Annotated in this window: 14 protein-coding genes; 12 read left to right on the top strand and 2 right to left on the bottom strand. The window is 66.4% G+C overall.

Annotated features, from left to right (window positions below):
- Positions 1–214 precede the first annotated feature (214 nt).
- Positions 215–958 (top strand): ParA family protein, encoded by a 744-nt coding sequence (locus JQ627_RS15555; protein ID WP_212485042.1) that lies wholly within the window; start codon positions 215–217, stop codon positions 956–958.
- A 272-nt stretch (positions 959–1230) separates the two neighbouring features.
- Here JQ627_RS15555 and mutM read toward each other — a convergent pair whose 3' ends face one another.
- Entirely contained in the window at positions 1231–2112 is an 882-nt protein-coding gene (mutM, locus tag JQ627_RS15550; protein WP_212485041.1) for a bifunctional DNA-formamidopyrimidine glycosylase/DNA-(apurinic or apyrimidinic site) lyase, read from the bottom strand.
- A gap of 81 nt (positions 2113–2193) precedes the next feature.
- Between mutM and ubiE the strand changes: the two genes are divergently transcribed.
- The 11 genes from ubiE (at position 2194) to trxA (ending at position 19317) form a co-directional block, all read left to right on the top strand.
- Positions 2194–2955, top strand: a complete 762-nt coding sequence (gene ubiE, locus JQ627_RS15545; protein ID WP_212485040.1) for a bifunctional demethylmenaquinone methyltransferase/2-methoxy-6-polyprenyl-1,4-benzoquinol methylase UbiE — start codon at positions 2194–2196, stop codon at positions 2953–2955.
- Positions 2952–4526 (top strand): 2-polyprenylphenol 6-hydroxylase, encoded by a 1575-nt coding sequence (gene ubiB, locus JQ627_RS15540; RefSeq protein WP_212485038.1) that lies wholly within the window; start codon positions 2952–2954, stop codon positions 4524–4526. The genes ubiE and ubiB overlap by 4 nt, the downstream gene beginning before the upstream one ends.
- Positions 4527–4582: 56 nt before the next feature.
- Entirely contained in the window at positions 4583–6034 is a 1452-nt protein-coding gene (gene coaBC / locus JQ627_RS15535) for a bifunctional phosphopantothenoylcysteine decarboxylase/phosphopantothenate--cysteine ligase CoaBC (RefSeq protein ID WP_212485037.1), read from the top strand.
- Positions 6031–6489, top strand: a complete 459-nt coding sequence (gene dut, locus JQ627_RS15530; protein WP_212485036.1) for a dUTP diphosphatase — start codon at positions 6031–6033, stop codon at positions 6487–6489. The genes coaBC and dut overlap by 4 nt, the downstream gene beginning before the upstream one ends.
- 189 nt (positions 6490–6678) lie before the next feature.
- Positions 6679–9183, top strand: coding sequence for a PAS domain-containing sensor histidine kinase (locus tag JQ627_RS15525; RefSeq protein WP_212485035.1), 2505 nt, complete (start codon positions 6679–6681; stop codon positions 9181–9183).
- Positions 9180–10736, top strand: a complete 1557-nt coding sequence (tsaE, locus tag JQ627_RS15520) for a tRNA (adenosine(37)-N6)-threonylcarbamoyltransferase complex ATPase subunit type 1 TsaE (protein WP_212485034.1) — start codon at positions 9180–9182, stop codon at positions 10734–10736. Before JQ627_RS15525 ends, tsaE begins: the two co-directional genes overlap by 4 nt.
- Positions 10737–10825: 89 nt before the next feature.
- Positions 10826–11143, top strand: a complete 318-nt coding sequence (locus JQ627_RS15515) for a PilZ domain-containing protein (protein ID WP_212485033.1) — start codon at positions 10826–10828, stop codon at positions 11141–11143.
- A 155-nt stretch (positions 11144–11298) separates the two neighbouring features.
- On the top strand, positions 11299–12021 hold the full coding sequence (locus JQ627_RS15510; RefSeq protein WP_212485032.1) for a nucleotidyltransferase family protein: 723 nt from the start codon (positions 11299–11301) through the stop codon (positions 12019–12021).
- 258 nt (positions 12022–12279) lie between these two features.
- Positions 12280–15426 (top strand): double-strand break repair protein AddB, encoded by a 3147-nt coding sequence (gene addB / locus JQ627_RS15505; protein WP_212485031.1) that lies wholly within the window; start codon positions 12280–12282, stop codon positions 15424–15426.
- A complete protein-coding gene (addA, locus tag JQ627_RS15500) occupies positions 15420–18929 on the top strand; it encodes a double-strand break repair helicase AddA (RefSeq protein WP_212485030.1) in 3510 nt (1169 codons plus the stop codon). The genes addB and addA overlap by 7 nt, the downstream gene beginning before the upstream one ends.
- Before the next feature lie 67 nt (positions 18930–18996).
- Positions 18997–19317, top strand: coding sequence for a thioredoxin (gene trxA, locus JQ627_RS15495; protein ID WP_008540017.1), 321 nt, complete (start codon positions 18997–18999; stop codon positions 19315–19317).
- 67 nt (positions 19318–19384) lie between these two features.
- Here trxA and JQ627_RS15490 read toward each other — a convergent pair whose 3' ends face one another.
- Positions 19385–20125, bottom strand: coding sequence for a metallophosphoesterase (locus tag JQ627_RS15490; protein ID WP_212485114.1), 741 nt, complete (start codon positions 20123–20125; stop codon positions 19385–19387).
- Positions 20126–20131: the final 6 nt, after the last annotated feature.

Here is a 20131-nt window from a genome sequence, read left to right as displayed (position 1 = left end):
GCACATCATACGCGCGATGACAGGTCCAGTATTGGTACGGATTAGCTGGCATTCCCGATTCTGCCATCATCGTCAGCGTTGATTCGGACATCCGCGGTCCCCTTTGGATCGGGCAGGGCACGTCCTGAGCGAGAAGAGCTCAGCATCGAGAAGCGATGCACGTTCGCGTGGCGTTACCCCAAAGACCCAGGCACTCCAAAGGATTCCACTTTCCATGCACACGATCGTACTGGCCACCCAAAAGGGCGGCAGTGGCAAGAGCACGCTCGCCATCGGCCTCGCGCTGGCAGCCAGGCAGGCCGGCTTCACCGTCCGCCTGATCGAAACCGACCCGCAGGGCACCCTGTCCAACTGGCAACGCCGCCGCAACAATGACGATCCCGTCGTCGAACCGATCTATCACGCCGCCGATATCGAGCCGCGCCTGAAGATGCTGGCCGACAGCGGCCTCCAGCTCGCGATCGTCGACACCGCGGCCGGCCTCAGCGCCGCAACCACCGCCGCGATCCGCCATTCCGACCTCTGCCTGATCCCGGCCCGCCCGAGCGTCGCCGACATCGAGGCGACCATCTCGACGCTCAGCGTCGCGCGCGCCTGGAAGCGGCCCTACAGCTTCGTGCTGAACCAGACGCCGATCCGCGGCCAGCGCATCGACAACGCCGCCAACACCCTCGCCGAGGAAGCAGCCCTCGATCTCGCTGAGGTGCTCGCACGCCCGCTGATCGTGATGCGCAACGATCATCAGGACGCGCTCTTGAGCGGCCTTGCCGTCAGCGAGCTCGCCCCGGACGGCAAGTCGGCGGACGAGATCTGCGGCCTCTGGCGCTGGATCGAGACCCGGCTCGAGCTCGAAGCCACCACCAATGTGCTGATCGACCAGGTCATCTCGGCCGCCGACGGGATGCTGCACATCGCCGCCGCGCTTTCGGCGGATGAGACCACGGCACTGGCGTCCTGAGCGGGGCGATCGCTCAGGCGTCAGACGGGGTCTTCACCTATCCGGTTGAAGAGCCCAAGCGACGAAGCAATCCGGCCACCAGCCCGGCCGGATTGCTTCGTTTCGCGTTTTTTAGGCGAGCAACCATCGTCCTCGACATTGCGAGCGCAGCGAAGCAATCCAGGGTCTTTACGCGGAGGGATTCTGGATTGCTTCGCTGCGCTCGCAATGACGGCGTGGTCGCGTCGTCGCCCTCGCCGAGACTCACGGCCTATCGGCGGCAGGCCCGATCTTCACTTCTGACATTTCGGGCACCAGAAGGTGGAGCGCCCGTTCTGGGTGAAGCGCTTGATCGTGCCGCCGCAGCGCGGTGTCTTGCAGATCTCGCCCTCGCGGTCGTAGACCTTGAACGAGTGCTGAAAATAGCCGAGCTCGCCCGAGGTCTGGCGATGGTCGCGCAGGCTGGAGCCGCCGGCCTTGATGGCGTCGTTCAGCACGGTGTGAATCGCACCGACCAGCCTCTTCGCATGGTCCGTCGGCTCGCCCTTCCTGGTCGCGAGCGTGGCGGCGATCCGGCGTGGCGACAGATGCGAGCGATGCAAGGCTTCGCAGACATAGATGTTGCCGAGCCCCGCGACCACGCGCTGATCGAGCAGCGCGGCCTTCAGGCTCGTGGTCTTGCCTTCGCAGGACCGCGCCAGCATGGCGTCGTCGAATTCGTTGCCGAGCGGCTCGGGGCCGAGCCCGCGGAGCAGCGGCTCCTCGTCGAGCGCGCTGCGCGCGATCACTTTCATGTAACCGAAACGGCGCGGGTCGTTGAACACGATGTCGGCGCCCGAGGACATCCGAAACAGTACGTGGTCGTGCGTGGAATCCTTTCCGCGCGGGTAGTGAAACTCGCCAGGCTGAGCGTCGTTGTCCGGCTTGATGACGCGGAACGAGCCCGACATGCCCAGATGCATCAGGAGCACGTCGCCGGAGGCGAGATCGGCCATGAGATATTTTGCACGGCGGCCGAGCCCCGTGACGACCTGTCCCTTCAGCCGGGCCACGAAGTCCGGCTGGAAGGGGAAGCGCAAATCGGGCCGGCGGGCCTCCGCGACCAGGATTTTCGCACCCTCCATGACGGGCTGAAGGCCGCGGCGGACGGTCTCGACTTCGGGCAATTCGGGCATGGTCAGGCATTCACCTTATGAGGGCGGTGTGATAGCGCCATTGCGGCGGGCAGGCTATGGTCCGCCCTGTGGAGTAGAGTAATGGATCGGCCGGGCGAAACCACGCATTTTGGCTTCAGGGACGTCCCCCTGGGGGACAAGCAGACGCTGGTGAACGATGTGTTTCACAGCGTGGCTTCGCGCTATGACCTGATGAACGACCTGATGTCCGGTGGCCTGCACCGGGTCTGGAAGGACATCATGATCAACGCGCTCAACCCGCCGCGGGGCGACCGGCCGTTCGCGCTGCTCGACGTCGCCGGCGGCACCGGCGACATCTCGTTCCGCGCTGCCAAGGCGGCAGGTCCCGGCTTCCATGCCACGGTCTGCGACATCAACACCGAGATGCTGGCCGTGGGCCGCGAGCGTGCCGCGAAGCGGCATCTCGAGACCCAGGTCGATTTCGTCGAGGGCAATGCCGAAGCGCTCGCCTTCGCCGACCGCAGCTTTGACGCATATACGATCGCTTTCGGCATTCGCAATGTGCCGCGGATAGACCTGGCGCTGCGCGAGGCCTATCGCGTGCTGAGGCCCGGCAGCCGCTTCCTGTGCCTGGAATTCTCCACCGTCGAGATGCCCGGGCTCGACCGGATCTATGATTTGTTCTCGTTCAAGGTGATCCCGCCGCTCGGCCGCATGGTCACGGGCGACGCCGAGTCCTACCAGTATCTCGTCGAATCGATCCGCAAGTTTCCAAAACCCAACGCCTTTGCCGACATGATCCGCGACGCCGGCTTCGCCCGCGTCAGCTGGCAGACATTGTCCGGCGGCATCGTCGCACTGCATTCGGGCTGGCGTTTGTGATCTCTGCCTTCACCCACATTGCGCGCCTGATCCGCGCCGCGCTCGTCTTTGCGCGCGAAGGCGTCTTCGGCTCGGTCGATCCGAGCCTGGTGCCGCCGCCCGGACAGCTCGCGCTGAAGCTTGCGCGCATCATCGAGCGGCGCGGCCCGAAGCATGGACCGCGGATATCGCGCGCGCTGACCCGGATGGGTCCAGCCTACCTCAAGCTCGGACAATTTTTGGCAACGCGCCCCGACGTCGTCGGCGTCGCCATCGCGCGCGACCTCGAAAGCCTCCAGGACCGCCTGCCACCGTTCTCGCAGGCCGAAGCGGAAGCCGCGATCGCGACCTCGCTGGAGCGGCCGCTCAAGGACGTGTTCGCGAGCCTCGGCCCGCCGGTCGCGGCCGCCTCGATCGCGCAAGTCCATCGCGGCGAGGTATCGCGCGACGGAATCCGCAAGCCCGTTGCGGTCAAGGTGCTGCGGCCCAACGTTTCCGCGCGCTTCCGCCGCGACCTCTCCGACTTCTTCTTCGTCGCGCACAAGGCCGAGGCCTATTCGGCCGAAGCGCGGCGCCTGCGCCTGATCGAGGTCATCAACACCATGTCGCGCTCGGTCGCGATGGAGATGGACCTGCGGCTCGAGGCTGCGGCGATGTCGGAGATGGCGGAGAACACGCGCGACGATCCTGATTTTCGCGTGCCGGCCGTCGACTGGGACCGCACCACGCACAACGTGCTGACGATGGAGTGGATCGACGGCATCGCGCTGAACGATCACAAACGCCTGGCAGAGACGCAGGTCGACTTGCCCGATCTCGGCCGGAAGGTAATCCAGAGCTTTCTGCGCCACGCGCTGCGCGACGGCTTTTTCCACGCCGACATGCATCCGGGCAATTTATTCCTGGATGACACCGGCCGTCTCGTCGCGGTCGATTTCGGCATCATGGGCCGGCTCGGGATGAAGGAGCGGCGCTTCCTTGCAGAGATTCTGCTCGGCTTCATCACGCGCGATTATCGCCGCGTCGCCGAAGTGCATTTCGAGGCGGGCTATGTGCCGGCGCATCACTCGGTCGAGAATTTCGCGCAAGCCATCCGCGCCATCGGCGAGCCGATCCACAACCGCACGGCCGAAGAGATCTCGATGGCGCGGCTGCTGACGCTGCTGCTCGAGGTCACCGGCCTGTTCGACATGACCACGCGGCCCGAGCTGATCCTGTTGCAGAAGACCATGGTGGTGGTCGAGGGCGTGGCGCGCGGCTTCGATCCCAGGCTCGACATCTGGAAGGTCGCCGATCCCGTGGTGCGCGAATGGATCGAGCGCAATCTCGGTCCGATCGGCCGGGTGCAGGGTGCGCTTGCCGGCGGCGGCGACCTCGCCCGCGTGCTGATGCGCCTGCCGGACATTGCGCAACGCTCGGTCGCGGTGCTCGAGCAGCTCGAGACCATGACGCGGGAGGGCATCGGGCTGTCGCCGGAGAGCATCGCCGCGATGGGGCGCAGCGAAGGCCGCAAGAACCGCTGGCGCACCGTGGCGCTCTGGATCATCGCCGCTACCTTCATCGGGATCCTGATCGCCGTCCGGAATTTGTGATTGCACTGCAATCACACAAATGATAGCATCGCTATCATTCCGTGCTGGAGGGCGTCATGGCAAGCCTGACCATCCGCAAGCTCGACGACGGCGTCAAAACCTATCTTCGATTACGCTCGGCCAAGAACCGCAGGTCGGTCGAGGAAGAGGTCCGGGTCATCCTGCGGGAGTTGATCGAGGGCCGTCAGGAGCCGCTGACGCCGTTTGCGGTGCCGCCGGCCCAATCCACCGCCCCCACGCCCCAACGGAGCGGCGCCCTCCCCGAGGCCAGCGTCACCCTGATCATCAGCGGCGGGATTGCGGCCTACAAGTCGCTCGACCTGATCCGCCGGCTGAAAGAGCGTCGTATCGAGGTCCGCTGCGTCCTGACCAAGGCGGCGCAGCAATTCGTCACGCCGCTGGCCGTGAGCGCGCTGTCGCATGAGCGCGTCTACACGGACCTGTTCGACCCCCAGAGCGAGTTCGACGCCGGGCACATTCGCCTGGCGCGCGACTGCGACCTGATCGTCGTCGCGCCCGCGACCGCCGACCTCTTGGCGAAGATGGCCAATGGCCATGCCGACGATCTCGCCAGCGCCATCCTGCTCGCGACCAACCGCAAGGTGCTGCTGGCGCCGGCGATGAATCCGCTGATGTGGAACAATGCGGCGACGCGGCGCAACATCGCGCAGCTTCAGCGCGACGGCGTGGTGCTGATCGGCCCGAATTCCGGCGAGATGGCCGAGGCGGGCGAAGCCGGAATCGGCCGCATGTCCGAGGCGATCGAGATCGCCACCGCCGCCGAGCGGCTGCTGCGGCCGCCGGTGCCGCGCCCGCTCGCCGGCAAGCGCGTGCTGATCACCGCAGGTCCCACGCACGAGCCAATCGATCCGGTGCGCTATATCGCGAACCGCTCCTCCGGCAAGCAGGGCTTTGCCATCGCCGCCGCCGCGCAAGCCGCGGGCGCCGACGTGATCCTGGTCAGCGGCCCGGTCGATCTCAGCGATCCCCAGGGCGTGACCGTGAAGCGCGTGGAGTCGGCGCGGCAGATGCTGGACCAGGTGCAGGCGGCGCTTCCGGTCGACATCGCGATCTTCGCTGCCGCGGTCGCCGACTGGCGGGTTGCCAGTGAGGGCGAGCAGAAGCTGAAGAAGACCTCGGCCGGCATGCCACCGCTTCAGCTGATCGAGAATCCCGACATCCTCGCGACGATCTCGAAGCTGACGGACAGGCGCCCGCCACTGGTGATCGGCTTTGCCGCCGAGACCGAGCACCTCATCGACAACGCCAAGTCCAAGCTGGCCCGCAAGGGCTGCGACTGGATCGTCGCCAACGATGTCTCGCCCGCCACCGGCGTGATGGGCGGCGACCGCAACACCGTGCATCTGATCAGTCGCAAGAATGGTGAGGAGGGCGGCGAGATCGCTGTTGATTCCTGGCCGGTGATGACCAAGGAACAGGTCGCCATCGAGCTGGTCGCGCATGTCGTCAAGAGCGTGACCGACAAATCCCGGGAGCCGGCATCTTGAGCACGAAAGTCACGGTCGAACTGCAACGCCTGCCGCATGCCGATGGCCTGCCGCAGCCAGCCTACCAGACCAATGATGCCGCCGGTCTCGACCTGATGGCCGCGATGCCCGACAGCGAGCCGATGACGCTCGCCCCCGGCCAATATGCGCTGGTGCCGACGGGCCTTGCGATCGCGCTGCCGCCTGGCCACGAGGCGCAGGTGCGGCCGCGCTCGGGACTTGCCGCCAAGCACGGCGTGACCGTGCTGAACTCGCCCGGCACGATCGACGCGGACTATCGCGGCGAGATCAAGGTGATCCTGATCAATCACGGCGCGGCGCCCTTCGTGGTCAAGCGCGGCGAGCGCATCGCGCAGATGGTGATTGCGCCGGTGGTCCAGGCCGCGCTGGTTCCCGTGGCGACATTGTCCGCGACCGATCGCGGCGCCGGCGGCTTCGGCTCGACCGGCCGCTAACGCACGGCAGTTCCAGCCGAATCACCGAAGAATTACGTGAATTGGAACCGCGCGCCCGGCATTTTTGTGGGACCGCCTTTGCGTTCACGATCTGGACTCTTACCGGTTGAGTCGCGGTGGGGGTATTGTCGTTTGATTCGCGCGCGACGGGGGTCGCCGCGCGCAAATCTGTGCGATCTTGGGGCAACTATGTCAGGCGTGATCGTGTCGATGCGTCGGACGCTGCTGTCGTGCACATCGTTGGCGCGCAACGGCTTGTTGGGAGGCGCTCTTGCGGCGCTGCTGCCGGCTGCGCCGGCCGAGGCTGCCGATCTCGTCGACACACTTTCCATATTGTTGGACTTCAACCGGCAGGAGCTCGCGGTGCTGGCCACTGCGCTCGCGCTGCTCGGCTTCTCGGTCGTGGCGGCGATCCTGTTGATGCGCACGCGGGTGCGCACGGCGAACAACGAGGCGCGGCTGCGCGCGCGAATCGGGGAACTGCAGCTCCAGTCCGATCGCTTCGGCGCACTGCTGTTTGCCGAGCCGCAGATCCTGATCTCCTGGCCGGCCGGCGACAACCGCGCGCAGATTTCCGGCGACCTCTCCATGGTGCTGCCGCGCGATTCCTCCCCCCAGCGCATCCTCGCGTTCGGAACATGGTTGCCGCCGGAACCGGCGCTCCAGATGGATCACGCAGTCGATGCGCTGCGCGACCGCGGCGACGGGTTCCAGCTGACCCTGACCACCGCTTACGGCCATACGCTGGAGGCGATCGGCCGCGCCATCGGCGGCCAGGCCATTGTCAGGATTCGTGAACTGTCCGGACTCCGGCGCGATCTGGCCGAGACCAATCTGCGTTACAAGGCGCTCTCCGACGAGACCGAGATGCTGCGCGGCTTTGCCGCCGCCGCACCTTGGCCGATCTGGGCCAAGGCCGAGAACGGCGCGCTGACCTACGCCAATCCGGCCTATGTGCGCGCGACCGAGGCGAACAGCGCCACCGACGCCCAGCAGCGCAAGCTCGAGCTGCTCGACAGCGCCGACCGGACCGCGATGGAGCGGAGCCTGAAGGACGCGGCCAACTTCACCTCGCGGCTGCCGATCGTGATCGGTGGCGAGCGGCGCATCTACGACGTCCGCGCGGTCAATGTCGGCAGCGGCAATGTCGGCGTCGCCATCGATGCCAGCGAGGCGGATGCGCTGAGCTCGGCGCTGGTGCGGATGGCGGAGGCGCATCGTCGCACGCTGGACCAGCTCTCCTCTGGCGTTGCCGTGTTCGACGGCCACCGCCGGCTCGCCTTCTACAACGATTCCTACCGTCGGCTGTGGGACCTCGACCGCACCTTCCTCGACACCGATCCTGATGATTCCAGCGTGCTCGACCAGCTCCGCGCCGCGCGCAAATTGCCGGAGCAGCCGGACTTCCGCGCCTGGAAGGCCAAGCTGCACGAAGCCTATCGCGCGGTCGAGACCGCCAAGGACACCTGGTATCTGCCCGACGGCCGCGCGCTCTCCGTCGTCACCACGCCGAATCCGGAAGGCGGCGTCACCTATCTGTTCGACGACGTCACCGAAAGCCTCGAGCTCGCCCGCCGCTTCGACGGCATGATCCGCGTCCAGCGCGAGACGCTGGACAGCCTCGCCGAGGGCGTCGCGGTGTTCGGCAGCAACGGCAAGGCGCAGCTGTTCAACCCGGCCTTCGTCCGGATGTGGAAGCTGTCGAGCGACGCCATGCGCGACGAGCCGCACATCCAGACGGTCGAAGGCTGGTGCCATCAGCTGTTCGACGACCCCGTGGTCTGGCGGCAGATCCGCGAGGCCGTCACCTCGATCGAGAGCCGCGCCGACGTGCCGCTGAAGCTCGAACGCAAGGACGGCAGCGTGCTCGACGGCATGATCCGTCCGCTGCATGACGGCGCGACCATGCTGACGTTCCAGGACATCACCGACACCGAGAATGTCGAGCGTGCGCTGCGCGAGCGTAACGAGGCGCTGGAGGCCGCCGACCAGATGAAGGTGGATTTCGTCCACCACGTCTCCTACGAGCTGCGCTCGCCGCTCACCACCATCATCGGCTTCGCGCATTTCCTCAGCGATCCCTCGACCGGGCCGCTGACGCCGAAACAGGCCGAATATCTCGACTACGTCACCAAATCCACCAACGCCCTGCTGGCGCTGACCAACAACATCCTGGATCTCGCCACGATCGACGCCGGCGCCATGAAGCTGGAACTCGGCCCGGTCGACGTCAGCAAGACCATCGAGCTCGCCGCCGAGGGCATCCAGGACCGGCTCGCCACCGACCGCATCCGCCTCAAGGTCGAGATCGCGCCCGATATCGGCAGCTTCATCGGCGACGAGAAGCGCGTGGTGCAGGTGCTCTATAACCTCCTCGCCAACGCCGTCGGGTTTTCTCCACAGGATTCCACCGTCGGCATCAGCGCACGCCGCACCGAACGCAGCGTGGTCTTCACTGTGACAGATTCCGGGCCTGGAATACCCGCCGACATGAAGGACAAGGTGTTCAACTGGTTCGAAAGCCGCTCGCAGGGGTCGCGTCACCGCGGCGCCGGGCTCGGCTTGTCGCTGGTGCGCTCCTTCGTCGAGCTGCATGGCGGCAAGGTGCGGGTGGATTCGATCGTGGGCAGGGGCACGGTCGTGATCTGCGACTTCCCGACCGACCAGGCGGCGCATCGCGACGCCGCCGAATGACAGAACCAACCAAACTATCCGTTGCGCTTCACAACGAGACTGCCACTGCGCAATTGATGGCCGATCTCGCGCTGCTGGTCGGCCCTGGTGACGTCATCACCCTCACAGGCGATCTCGGCGCCGGCAAGACCGCAGCCGCCCGGGCCATGATCCGCTACCTCGCCGACGACGAGGCGCTGGAAGTGCCGAGCCCGACCTTCACGCTGGTGCAGGGCTACGAGCTGCCGCCATTCCCTGTGATGCATGCCGACCTCTACCGCGTCGAGGATGAGAGCGAGCTCGAGGAGATCGGGCTGTCGCCGCTTCCCGATGCCACGCTTGTCCTGATCGAATGGCCGGAGCGTGCGCCCTCGGCGATGCCGCAAGACCGCATCGACATCGCGCTGGCGCACCGGCCGGCGCTGGGCTCGAATGCGCGCGCCGCCGACATCACCGGATACGGCAAGAGCGCGGCGACCGTTGCGCGGCTGAAGGCGCTGCGCGAATTCCTCGACGCCTCAGGCTATATCGACGCGACGCGCAAGCGCATGGCCGGCGATGCCTCGACCCGCTCCTATGCACGACTTCGGCGTGACGACGAGATCGTCATCCTCATGAACTTTCCGCAGCGGCCTGACGGCGCTGCGATGTACAACGGAAAATCCTACAGCGCGGCGGTGCATCTCGCCGAGAACGTAAAGCCCTTCGTCGCCATCGACGAAGGCCTGCGCACGCAAGGCATCTCCGCGCCGGCGATCCATCATTCCGATCTCGACTACGGCTTCCTGATCACCGAAGATTTTGGCAGCGAAGGCGTGATCGAGGGCAATCCGCCGCGCCCGATTCCCGAGCGCTACGAGGCTGCAACCGACGTGCTGGCCGCGCTGCACAGCAAGATATTGCCGGAGACATTGCCGCTGGCGGATCAGACCTACGCGATTCCAGTCTTCGATACCGAGGCGCTGCTGATCGAGATCGGGTTGATGCCGGAATGGTATCTGCCCGATCGCAACGCGCCACTGAGCGACGAGAAGCGCGCGGAATTCTTCGCGATGTGGCGCGAGCTGCTGAAGAAGCCGCTGGCCGCACCAAAAACCTGGATCATCCGCGACTACCACTCGCCCAATCTGATCTGGCTTGCCGATCGAACTGGCATGGCGCGCGTCGGCGCGATCGACTTCCAGGACACCGTGCTCGGGCCGCACTCCTATGACGTGGTGTCGCTGCTGCAGGACGCGCGTATCGACGTCCCTGAGACCCTCGAGCTGACACTGCTGTCGCGCTACATCAAGACGCGGCGCGCGGACGACGCGAGCTTCGATGCGGCCGGCTTCGCCGAGCTCTATGCGATCATGTCGGCACAGCGGAACACACGCCTGCTCGGCACGTTCGCCCGGCTCAACCGCCGCGACGGTAAGCCGCATTATCTGCGCCACCAGCCGCGGATCTGGACCTATCTCCAGCGCTCGCTGGCACATCCCGCGCTGGCTCACCTGCGCGACTGGTATCTCGCCAACGTCCCGCCGCCCCAAGGGGCGTCCCAAGAGCGGTCCGAAGAGCAACCGCAAGGCTGATTCGCGGCCCGATTTACTGCCTGTTAGCCATCGCATCGGTATCATCGCCCGCAGGCAGCCGGACAAAGACGGGGCTGGAGCAGGGGCAGATGGCGGTCAAGACGGACCAGCGTGGCAACAACCGGGTTGTTTTCGAGCGCGGGATACCGGCCCAGATGATGGGAATCGACGGCACCTGGCGTCGCGACTGCATCATGGAAGACGTTTCCGAGAGCGGCGCCAAGCTGACCATCGACGGCTCGGTCGAGGGCCTGCATCTGAAGGAATTTTTTCTCCTGCTGTCGTCGACCGGACTTGCGTACCGGCGCTGCGAGTTGGCCTGGGTCAATGGCGACCAGATCGGCGTCAATTTTCTCAAGCTCGGCGACAAGAAGAAAAAGGCGCGTTCCACACCCGTCGGGGCGTGAGGGCAACACCCGTCGTACAACCGTCACGGCAGGTGGCTAAGGCGGTTAAGACGCGGTGCGGCTGATTGCGGTCCGTGCTAGGATTGCTGCGTACGCGAACTCCTGAAGTTCTCAAGTCCAAGATTCCGGGAAAGACGAGTCCGAGAAAGCGAACGATGTCCGTCAAACCGACCAAAGCCATGGTGCTCGCCGCAGGGTTCGGCCTGCGCATGCGTCCGTTGACGGAGAAGATGCCAAAGCCGCTGGTGCCCGTGGCTGGCCAGCCGCTGCTCGACCATGTGCTCGACAAGCTCGGCCAGGCGGGCGTCGCCGACGCGATCGTCAATGTGCACTATCTGCCCGACCAGATCATCAATCACACCGCCTCCCGCCAGCATCCGCGCGTGACCATCTCGGACGAGCGCGACCAGGTGCTCGGCACCGGCGGTGGCGTGGTCAAGGCGCTGCCGCTGCTCGGCGATGCGCCGTTCTTCCATGTCAATTCCGACACGCTGTGGATCGACGGCGTGCGCTCGAACCTGGCGCGGCTTGCCGAAAACTTCGACCCCGCGCGCATGGACATCCTGCTGCTGATGGCGCCGACCGCGACCAGCATCGGCTATAGCGGCCGCGGCGATTACGGCATGCTGCCCGACGGCGCCCTGCGCAAGCGCAAGGAAAAAGAGGTCGTTCCGTTCGTCTATGCCGGCGCGGCGATCCTGTCGCCCTCGATCTTCGAAGGCGCACCGCAGGGCGAGTTCTCGCTGACCAAGATGTTCGACCGTGCCAACGAGCAGGAGCGGCTGTTCGGCCTCCGCCTCGACGGCGTCTGGATGCATGTCGGCACGCCTGATGCCGTGCATGCGGCGGAAGAGGCGTTTCTGGAGAGCGTGGCGTAGGGCCAGCCTCGAAGACGGTGCCGTAGGGTGGGCAAAGCGACTTGTCCGCCGTAGCTCGAAGAGCGAAGGCGGAAGCGTGCCCACCACTCAAGCCAAAACTCGGATGCAAAGCATGGTGGGCACGGCGCTATCGCGCCTTTGCCCACCCTACGGCACCTGTTCTGGCCCGGCGAACAACGGGGAAAGCCCTCCCCTCTGCCCATGACCATTTGAGTCCGTCTCCCTATATTGGCGCCTGATTCCCGAATCAGGCAGCCCATGCGCGTTTTCAGCGTTCCCATCTCAGTTCCGTTCCTGCGCACGGTCGTCTCGCGCCTGCTCGACGGCCGGCTGGTCGACGGATTCGAGGCGCGCAAGGAACCGGCGCGGCTTGCGGATGCCACGCTGTACCTGCCGACAAGGCGTGCGATGCGCGTCGTGCGCGAGATCTTCCTCGACGAGATGAAGGCGGATGCGGTGGTGCTGCCGCGCATCGTCGCGCTCGGCGACATCGACGAGGACGAGCTCGCTTTCGCCGACGAGGGCGAGCAGTTCTCCGGCGCCGCGCCGCTCGACATTCCGCCACGGCTTGGCGAGCTCGAACGGCGGCTGACGCTGGCGCAGCTCGTCGCCGCCTGGGCCAAGGGCCCGGTGCTGTCCCCGCTGGTGGTCGGCGGCCCCGCTTCGACACTGGCGCTGGCTTCCGATCTCGCCCGCCTGATCGACGACATGGTCACGCGCGGCGTCGACTGGAGCGCGCTCGACGGCCTCGTTCCTGATATGCTCGACCGCTACTGGCAGCACTCGCTCGAATTCCTGCGCATCGCCCGCATCGCCTGGCCCGCTCATCTCGCCGAAATCAAACGGATCGAGCCTGCGGCACGGCGCGACCAGTTGATCGCAGCGGAGGCAAAACGGCTGACCGCGCATCCCCATGGTCCCGTGATCGCCGCCGGCTCCACCGGCTCGATGCCGGCCACCGCGAAATTCCTGCATGCGGTCGCATCGCTGCCGCATGGCGCCGTGGTGCTGCCGGGCCTCGACACCGATTTGGACGACGACGCCTGGCGGACCATTGGTGGCGTGCGCGACCCGCTCGGCAAGTTCGCGGAGCATCCGGCATCGAACCATCCGCAATACGCCATGCATGCGCTGCTGGAGCGTTTTGGCATCAAGCGCAGCGACGTCGAGATCCTCCAGCCGCCGACGGAGGGCGGTCGCGATCTTCTTGCATCCGAATCGATGCGGCCATCGGCCAAGACGGAAGTTTGGCACGACCGGCTGAAGCAGCCGGTTGTCGCCGCGAAGATCGCGGGTGGCATGAGGAACCTCGCGGTCGTCGAGGCTCCCAACCCTGAAATGGAGGCGCTCGCGATCGCCATTGCGATGCGCGAGGCGCGGCATCTCGACAAATCGGCGGCACTTGTGACGCCGGACCGCGCGCTGGCGCGGCGGGTGATGGCCGCGCTCACGCGATGGGATCTCGCGTTCGACGATTCCGGCGGCGATGTGCTGATGGAAACACCCGCCGGTGTCTTTGCGCGCCTCGCGGCAGAAGCGGCGACCAAGGGATTGGAGCCGCCGACGCTGTTGGCGATGCTCAAACATCCGCTGTGCCGGCTCGGCCGACTGCCCGGCGCATGGAAGGCGGCGATCGAGGGGCTGGAGCTCGCTGTCCTGCGCGGGACGCGCCCGCCCGCGGGCACGGGCGGCTTGTTGCGCGAATTCAACCGTTTCCGCGAGGAGCTGGCAAAGCTGTGGCGCGGCGAGGTCTCCGCGCTGCATAAGGCAGAGCCGCGCGCGCGACTGAAGGCGGAGGACCTCGATCGCATCCAGGCGCTGATCGATATTTTGCAGAAGGCGTTGGTGCCTATCGAGAATCTCGCGTCATCAAAGCCGTACGACTTCGCCGAGCTCGCGCACCGGCATCGCGAGATCATGATCGAGCTGTCGCGCGACGAGCAGGGCGTCCCGCTTGCCTTCGAGGAGCGCGAAGGCCTCGCACTGGCTAATGCCTTCGACGACCTCCTGCGCGGCGGCACCACCAGCGGATTGATGGTGCCGCTGCCCGACTACCCGGACGTTTTTCAGACCGCATTCGGCGATCGCGCCGTGCGGCGGCGGGACAGACCGGGCGCGCGGCTCCAGATCTACGGCCCGCTGGAATCACGCCTGATGCAGGCCGACCGCATCATCGTCGGCGGATTGATCGAGGGCGTCTGGCCGCCGGCGCCGCGCATCGATCCCTGGCTCAGCCGGCCGATGCGACACGAGCTCGGCCTCGATCTGCCAGAGCGCCGTATCGGCCTTTCCGCCCATGACTTTGCGCAGCTGCTCGGCGGAGATGAAGTGATCCTCACCCATTCCGCCAAGGCCGGCGGCGCACCGGCGGTGGCCTCGCGCTTCCTGCACCGTATCGAAGCGGTCGCTGGCGATGATCTCTGGAAAGCAGCGATTCGCGCCGGTGAAAAATACGTGCGGTTCGCGGGCGCGCTGGATCAACCCGCCGAGGTCAAACCGATCAAGCAGCCCGAACCACGCCCACCGCGCGCGACGCGGCCGACAAGTATGTCAGTCACCGCGATCGAGGACTGGCTGCGCGATCCCTATACGATCTACGCAAAGTTCATCTTGCGTCTCGCTGCGCTCGATCCCGTCGACATGCCGCTCTCGGCCGCGGACCGCGGCTCGGCGATCCATGATGCACTCGGCGAGTTCACCGAGGCCTATGCTGCACATCTCCCTCCCGATCCCGCCCGCGTGCTGCGCGCGATCGGCGAAAAGTATTTTGAGCCGCTGATGGAGCGGCCCGAGGCGCGCGCACTGTGGTGGCCGCGCTTCCAGCGCATCGCGCGCTGGTTCGGTGAATGGGAGACGGCGCGCCGCGATACGATCGAGACGATCACGGCGGAGACGCGCGGCGAGATCTCGATCAGGCTCGACAACGAGCGCAGCTTCGCTCTCTCCGCGCGCGCCGACCGCATCGAACGTCGCCAGGGCGGCAACTACGCCATCCTGGACTACAAGACCGGGCAGCCGCCGACCGGCAAGCAGGTCCGCATGGGGCTGTCGCCGCAGCTCACGCTTGAAGCTGCGATCCTCCGCGAGGGCGGCTTTCCCGGCATCGACGCGGGCGCATCCGTCAGCCAGCTCGTCTATGTGCGCCTCAGCGGCAACAATCCGCCGGGCGAAGAACGCATCCTCGAGCTCAAGTACAGGCAAGGCGACGAGCCGCAGCCGCCTGATACGGCTGCGGCCGAAGCACGGGCCAAGCTCGAAGCTCTGATCCGCGCCTTCGAGGACGAGAATCAGGCGTACACCTCGTTGAACCTGCCGATGTGGACCAACCGCTACGGCACCTATGACGACCTTGCCCGCATCAAGGAATGGTCCGCGGCCGGCGGTTTGGGGATCGAGGAATGGTGAAGCTGCCGCGCCCCATCCCCGACGAGGTGCGCGCACGGCAGGCGCGCGCGTCCGATCCGACCGCGTCGGCCTTCGTGTCGGCGAATGCCGGCTCGGGCAAGACCCATGTTCTGGTGCAGCGCGTGATCCGGCTGCTGCTGTCGGGCGTGCCGCCGGAAAAGATCCTCTGCATCACCTTCACCAAGGCCGCCGCCGCCAACATGGCCGAGCGCGTGTTCACCACGCTTGGCCATTGGGTGACGCTGGATGATACCGGGCTCGATGCAGCGATCCGCGCCGTCGGCATCCCACATCCAAGCGCAAAGCTGCGGCGCGACGCGCGAAAGCTGTTCGCCTGCGCGCTGGAGACGCCGGGCGGCTTGAAGGTGCAGACCATCCACGCGCTCTGCACGCGGCTGCTCCAGCAGTTCCCGTTCGAGGCCAATGTGCCGGCGCGCTTCGCCGTGATCGACGAGCGCGACCAGACCGACATGATGGAGCGCGCCAATCTGAAGGTGCTGCTCGAGGCCGCGCGCGATCCGGAGAGCGTCACCGGCCGCGCACTGCTCACCGCGATGGCGAGCGCCGCCGACGTCACCTTCAAGGAGGTCGTGCGCGAGGCCTGCCTGAGCCGCGATCATTTCATGGCCTGGACCGACGAGGCCGGCAACGCCGAAGCTGCCGCCGCGCAAATGGCGTCGGTGCTGGGCGTTGATGCGAGCGATCGCATCGAAGACCTCGAAACGGAGATTCTCGACGGTCCGTTCCTGTCGCGATCGCGCTGGGACGACATCGCCCTTGCGCTGGAGGACGGCAGCAAGTCCGACAACGACCAGGCCAGCCGGCTCCGCGAGGCAAAGGCCTTTTCAGGCGCCGCGCAGGTCGACGCCTATCTCTGCGTCTTCCTCACGGATGAAAAGCTGCCGCGCAAGTCGGTGCTGACCAAGAAGTTCTGCGATCACAATCCGTCCGTCGCCCGGCTGTTCGAGAACGAGGTGCAGCGCCTCAGCGGATTGATCGAAAAGCGCCGCGCGGTCACTATGCGCGACCGCACCGCGGCCCTGCTGCACATCGCGACCGCGGCCGCGGCGAACTACCGCCGCGAGAAGCAGGAGCGCGGGCTGCTCGACTACGACGATTTGATCGACAAGACGCTGGCGATGCTGAACCGCGTCTCTTCGGGCTGGGTGCATTACAAGCTCGACCGAGGCGTCGATCACGTCCTGATCGACGAAGCCCAGGACACCAGCCCGCGGCAATGGGACATCGTCGCGCACATCATTTCCGAGTTCACCGCGGGCGAAGGCGCACGCGAAGGGCTGAACCGCACGGTCTTCGCCGTCGGCGACGAGAAGCAGTCGATCTTCTCGTTCCAGGGCGCCGACCCGCGCGAATTCGACGCGCGCAAGCGGGAGCTGCATCGCAAGTTCACCGCTGCCGGGCTGAAGTTCGATCCAGTCGCCTTCACCTATTCGTTCCGGTCCGGCGCGGAAATCCTGCATTCCGTCGACCATGTGTTTCGCGAACCGACGATCTACAAAAGCATCCATTCGATCGACATCGGCCACCCCCTGCACAATGCGCTCAGTGACGCCGGTCCGAGCGTCGTCGAACTCTGGGACCTCGCGGTGGCCGACGACAGGCAGGAGATCGAGGGCTGGCGCGCGCCGTTCGACGGCGTTGCGGCCACCAGCCCCGAGGTCAAGCTCGCCCGCCGCATCCAGACCGAGATCAAGCGGCTGGTCGAGAGCGGCACGCTGACCGGGCACGAAGGTGAGCGCCGGCCGCTGCGTTACGGCGACATGCTGATCCTGGTGCGCCGGCGCGGCAATGCGTTCGACGCCGTGATCCAGGCGTTGAAGCACGCCAATGTTCCGGTCGCCGGCGCCGACCGGCTGAAGCTGACCGAGCACATCGCGATCATCGATCTGATGAATCTTGCGGACGCGCTGCTGCTGCCGCAGGACGATCTCGCGCTCGCGGTTGCGCTGAAGAGCCCTCTGTTCGGGCTCGATGACGACGACCTGTTTCAGCTCGCCTGGGGCCGCAAGGGCTCGCTGCGCCGCGCGCTTGCCGAACATGCCGCCACAAGCGAGACGTTCGCCACGGCACTGCGGCGGCTTGAAGTCTGCGAGGCGCGGTCGCGCGACGAGACTCCGTTCGCCTTCTACGCCTGGCTGCTCGGCGGCGACGGCGGACGCGCGCGCATCCTGCGCCGGCTCGGCCATGAGGCCAACGACGCGCTCGACGAATTCCTGGAGCTGGCGCTGAACTACGAGCGCAAGGCGCCGGCGTCGCTGCAGGGCTTCATGGCCTGGCTGCGTTCGGCCGACACCGAGGTGAAGCGCGACATGGAGATCTCGCGCGACGAGGTGCGGGTCATGACCGTGCACGGCGCCAAGGGCCTCGAGGCCTCGGTCGTGTTCATGGTCGACACCACGACGTCGCCCGCAGACTCGCAGCGGGTCCGGCTGATCCACGTGCCCCGCGGCAATGGCGGCGAAGTCGTGGTCTGGGCCGGGCGCAAGGCCGATGATCCCAAGCCCGTCGCCGACGCACGCAAGGCCATGATCGAGGAAACCGAGGACGAGTATCGCCGCCTGCTCTATGTCGCGATGACGCGCGCGGCCGATCGGCTGATCGTTGGCGGCTGCATGCCCGGCAACATGAAGACGGTCCGCAAGCTGAGCTGGTACGACCTGATCGACACCGGGCTCACCGGCTCGGGCCTGGACAAGCAGGTGATCGAGACGCCGCTCGGCAAGGTGACCCGATTCGCCCGGCCGGAGGATGTCGCGGCGCTGGGCACGCCTGCGATGCCGGTGGACCCCAGGGTCGCATTGCCGGACTGGCTGCGGACGCCGTTACCACGCGAGACCGTCGATGACGATCCCGTGCGCCCTTCCGGCCAGTCGAGCGAGGAAGGCCGCAGCGTGCGGACCGGCGAATCGGTACAGTCGCGCGCATTGGCGCTGCAACGGGGCACGCTGGTGCACCGGCTGCTGCAATCGCTCCCGGACCTCGCCGCGGAACGCCGCCGCGAGGCCGCGCTCGGTTTCATGGCGCGCAACGCGTCGGACTGGACGGAGCCCGACCGGGCCGCGTTGGCCGACAAGGTGCTCGCCCTGATCTCCGAACCGCGCTTTGCGCCGGTCTTTGCCGCCGGCAGCCGGGCGGAGGTCGCGATCGTCGGCAGGCTGGAGCGGCCGGGCCGCACCCCGGCGCTGGTGTCGGGGCAGATCGACCGGCTGGTCGTCCGTCCGGACGAGGTTTTGATCGTCGATTTCAAGACCAACCAGGCGGCGCCCAAGAGCGCCGCGGAGGCGCCCGCCGCCTACGTCCGGCAGCTCGCGCTGTACCGGGCGGTGCTGGGGAGGCTTTATCCTCAAAAGCCAATCCGCGCCGTCCTGCTCTGGACCGAGGCCCTTGAATATATGGAGATTTCGGCCCCCGCGCTGGACGCGGCGCTGGCATCCCTTCATCTCGGTGCGAGCGTCCTTGACCCGGCAAGGGGCCGTTCATAGGTTGACGCCATGATCCCAAGCGCGATTCCCATGCGCGCCGATTCTTTCAACCGAGTGAGGTACTCCAATGGCCGTTAGCAAGGTTTCCGACGCCGATTTCGAAGCCGAAGTGCTCAAGGCGAACGGCCCCGTGGTCGTCGATTTCTGGGCCGAATGGTGCGGCCCCTGCCGCATGATCGCACCCGCGCTCGACGAGATCGCCGGCGCGATGGGCGACAAGGTCAAGATCGTGAAGCTCAATGTCGACGAGAGCCCGAAGACCGCGTCGAAGTATGGCGTGATGTCGATCCCGACGCTCATGATCTTCAAGGGCGGCGAGATGGCCTCCCGCCAGGTCGGCGCCGCGCCGAAGGCAAAGCTTCAGCAGTGGATCACCTCCGCGGTCTGATCCGCAGTCGCGTGTAACCGAGAATTCTTCAACGGCCGGCGTCACGCCGGCCGTTTTGTTTTGACAGCTACTTGATCCAACCCGTCGCGAGCGCGTTCGCCAGCTCCGGCTGGCCATTGCGGCGCGCGAGCGCGGCCATCGCCTCGTGATCGTAGGCGATTAGGCGGAACGTCACCTGCCAGGCACCGTCAACGAGTTCGAGGATGGCATAGCGCGCGTGCGGCGTGCCGGCTTCGACGACATGCGGGAATGGATGCACATCGCGATAGCCGGGGCTGCCGACGCTGCCGGGGTTGACGATCATCCGGCCGTCGCGAAGCCGCACCGCACGGGCGAGATGGGTGTGGGCGCAGAGAATCAGCGACTGCGTGATGCCCTGCGCGAACTGCTCGATGCGGTCGAGCGGCGATAGGGCCACCGTACCATCAGGGTGCACGGTATCGAGCCAATAGACTTCGTCGTTGTCGGGCGTCGCGTGGCAGAGGAACACCTGGTCGCAAAACACGCGCGTCATCGGCTGCGCGCGCAGCCAGTCGAGCTGCGCGGCGTTGAGCGCTTCGTGCGCAGGACGGTCCCACGAGCCCATCTCTTCCGGCGGGCGGTCGAGCAGATAGCGGTCGTGATTGCCGAGCACGTGCACGGCATCGAGCGTCATCAGGGCCTCGATGGTCCGTCGGGCATCGAGCGGCCCGCTCAGCATGTCGCCGAGATTGACGATGTCGGCGATGCCCTGAGCGCGGATATCGGCGAGCACCGCCTCCAGCGCGAGATAATTTCCGTGGACGTCGGCAATCGCGGCAAAACGCATTGGCAT

Source organism: Bradyrhizobium liaoningense (assembly GCF_018130785.1).
GTDB classification, from domain to species: Bacteria; Pseudomonadota; Alphaproteobacteria; order Rhizobiales; family Xanthobacteraceae; genus Bradyrhizobium; species Bradyrhizobium liaoningense_A.
The sequence above is the reverse complement of the archived record's forward strand: the minus strand, read 5'-3'. Positions and strand labels throughout refer to the sequence as shown.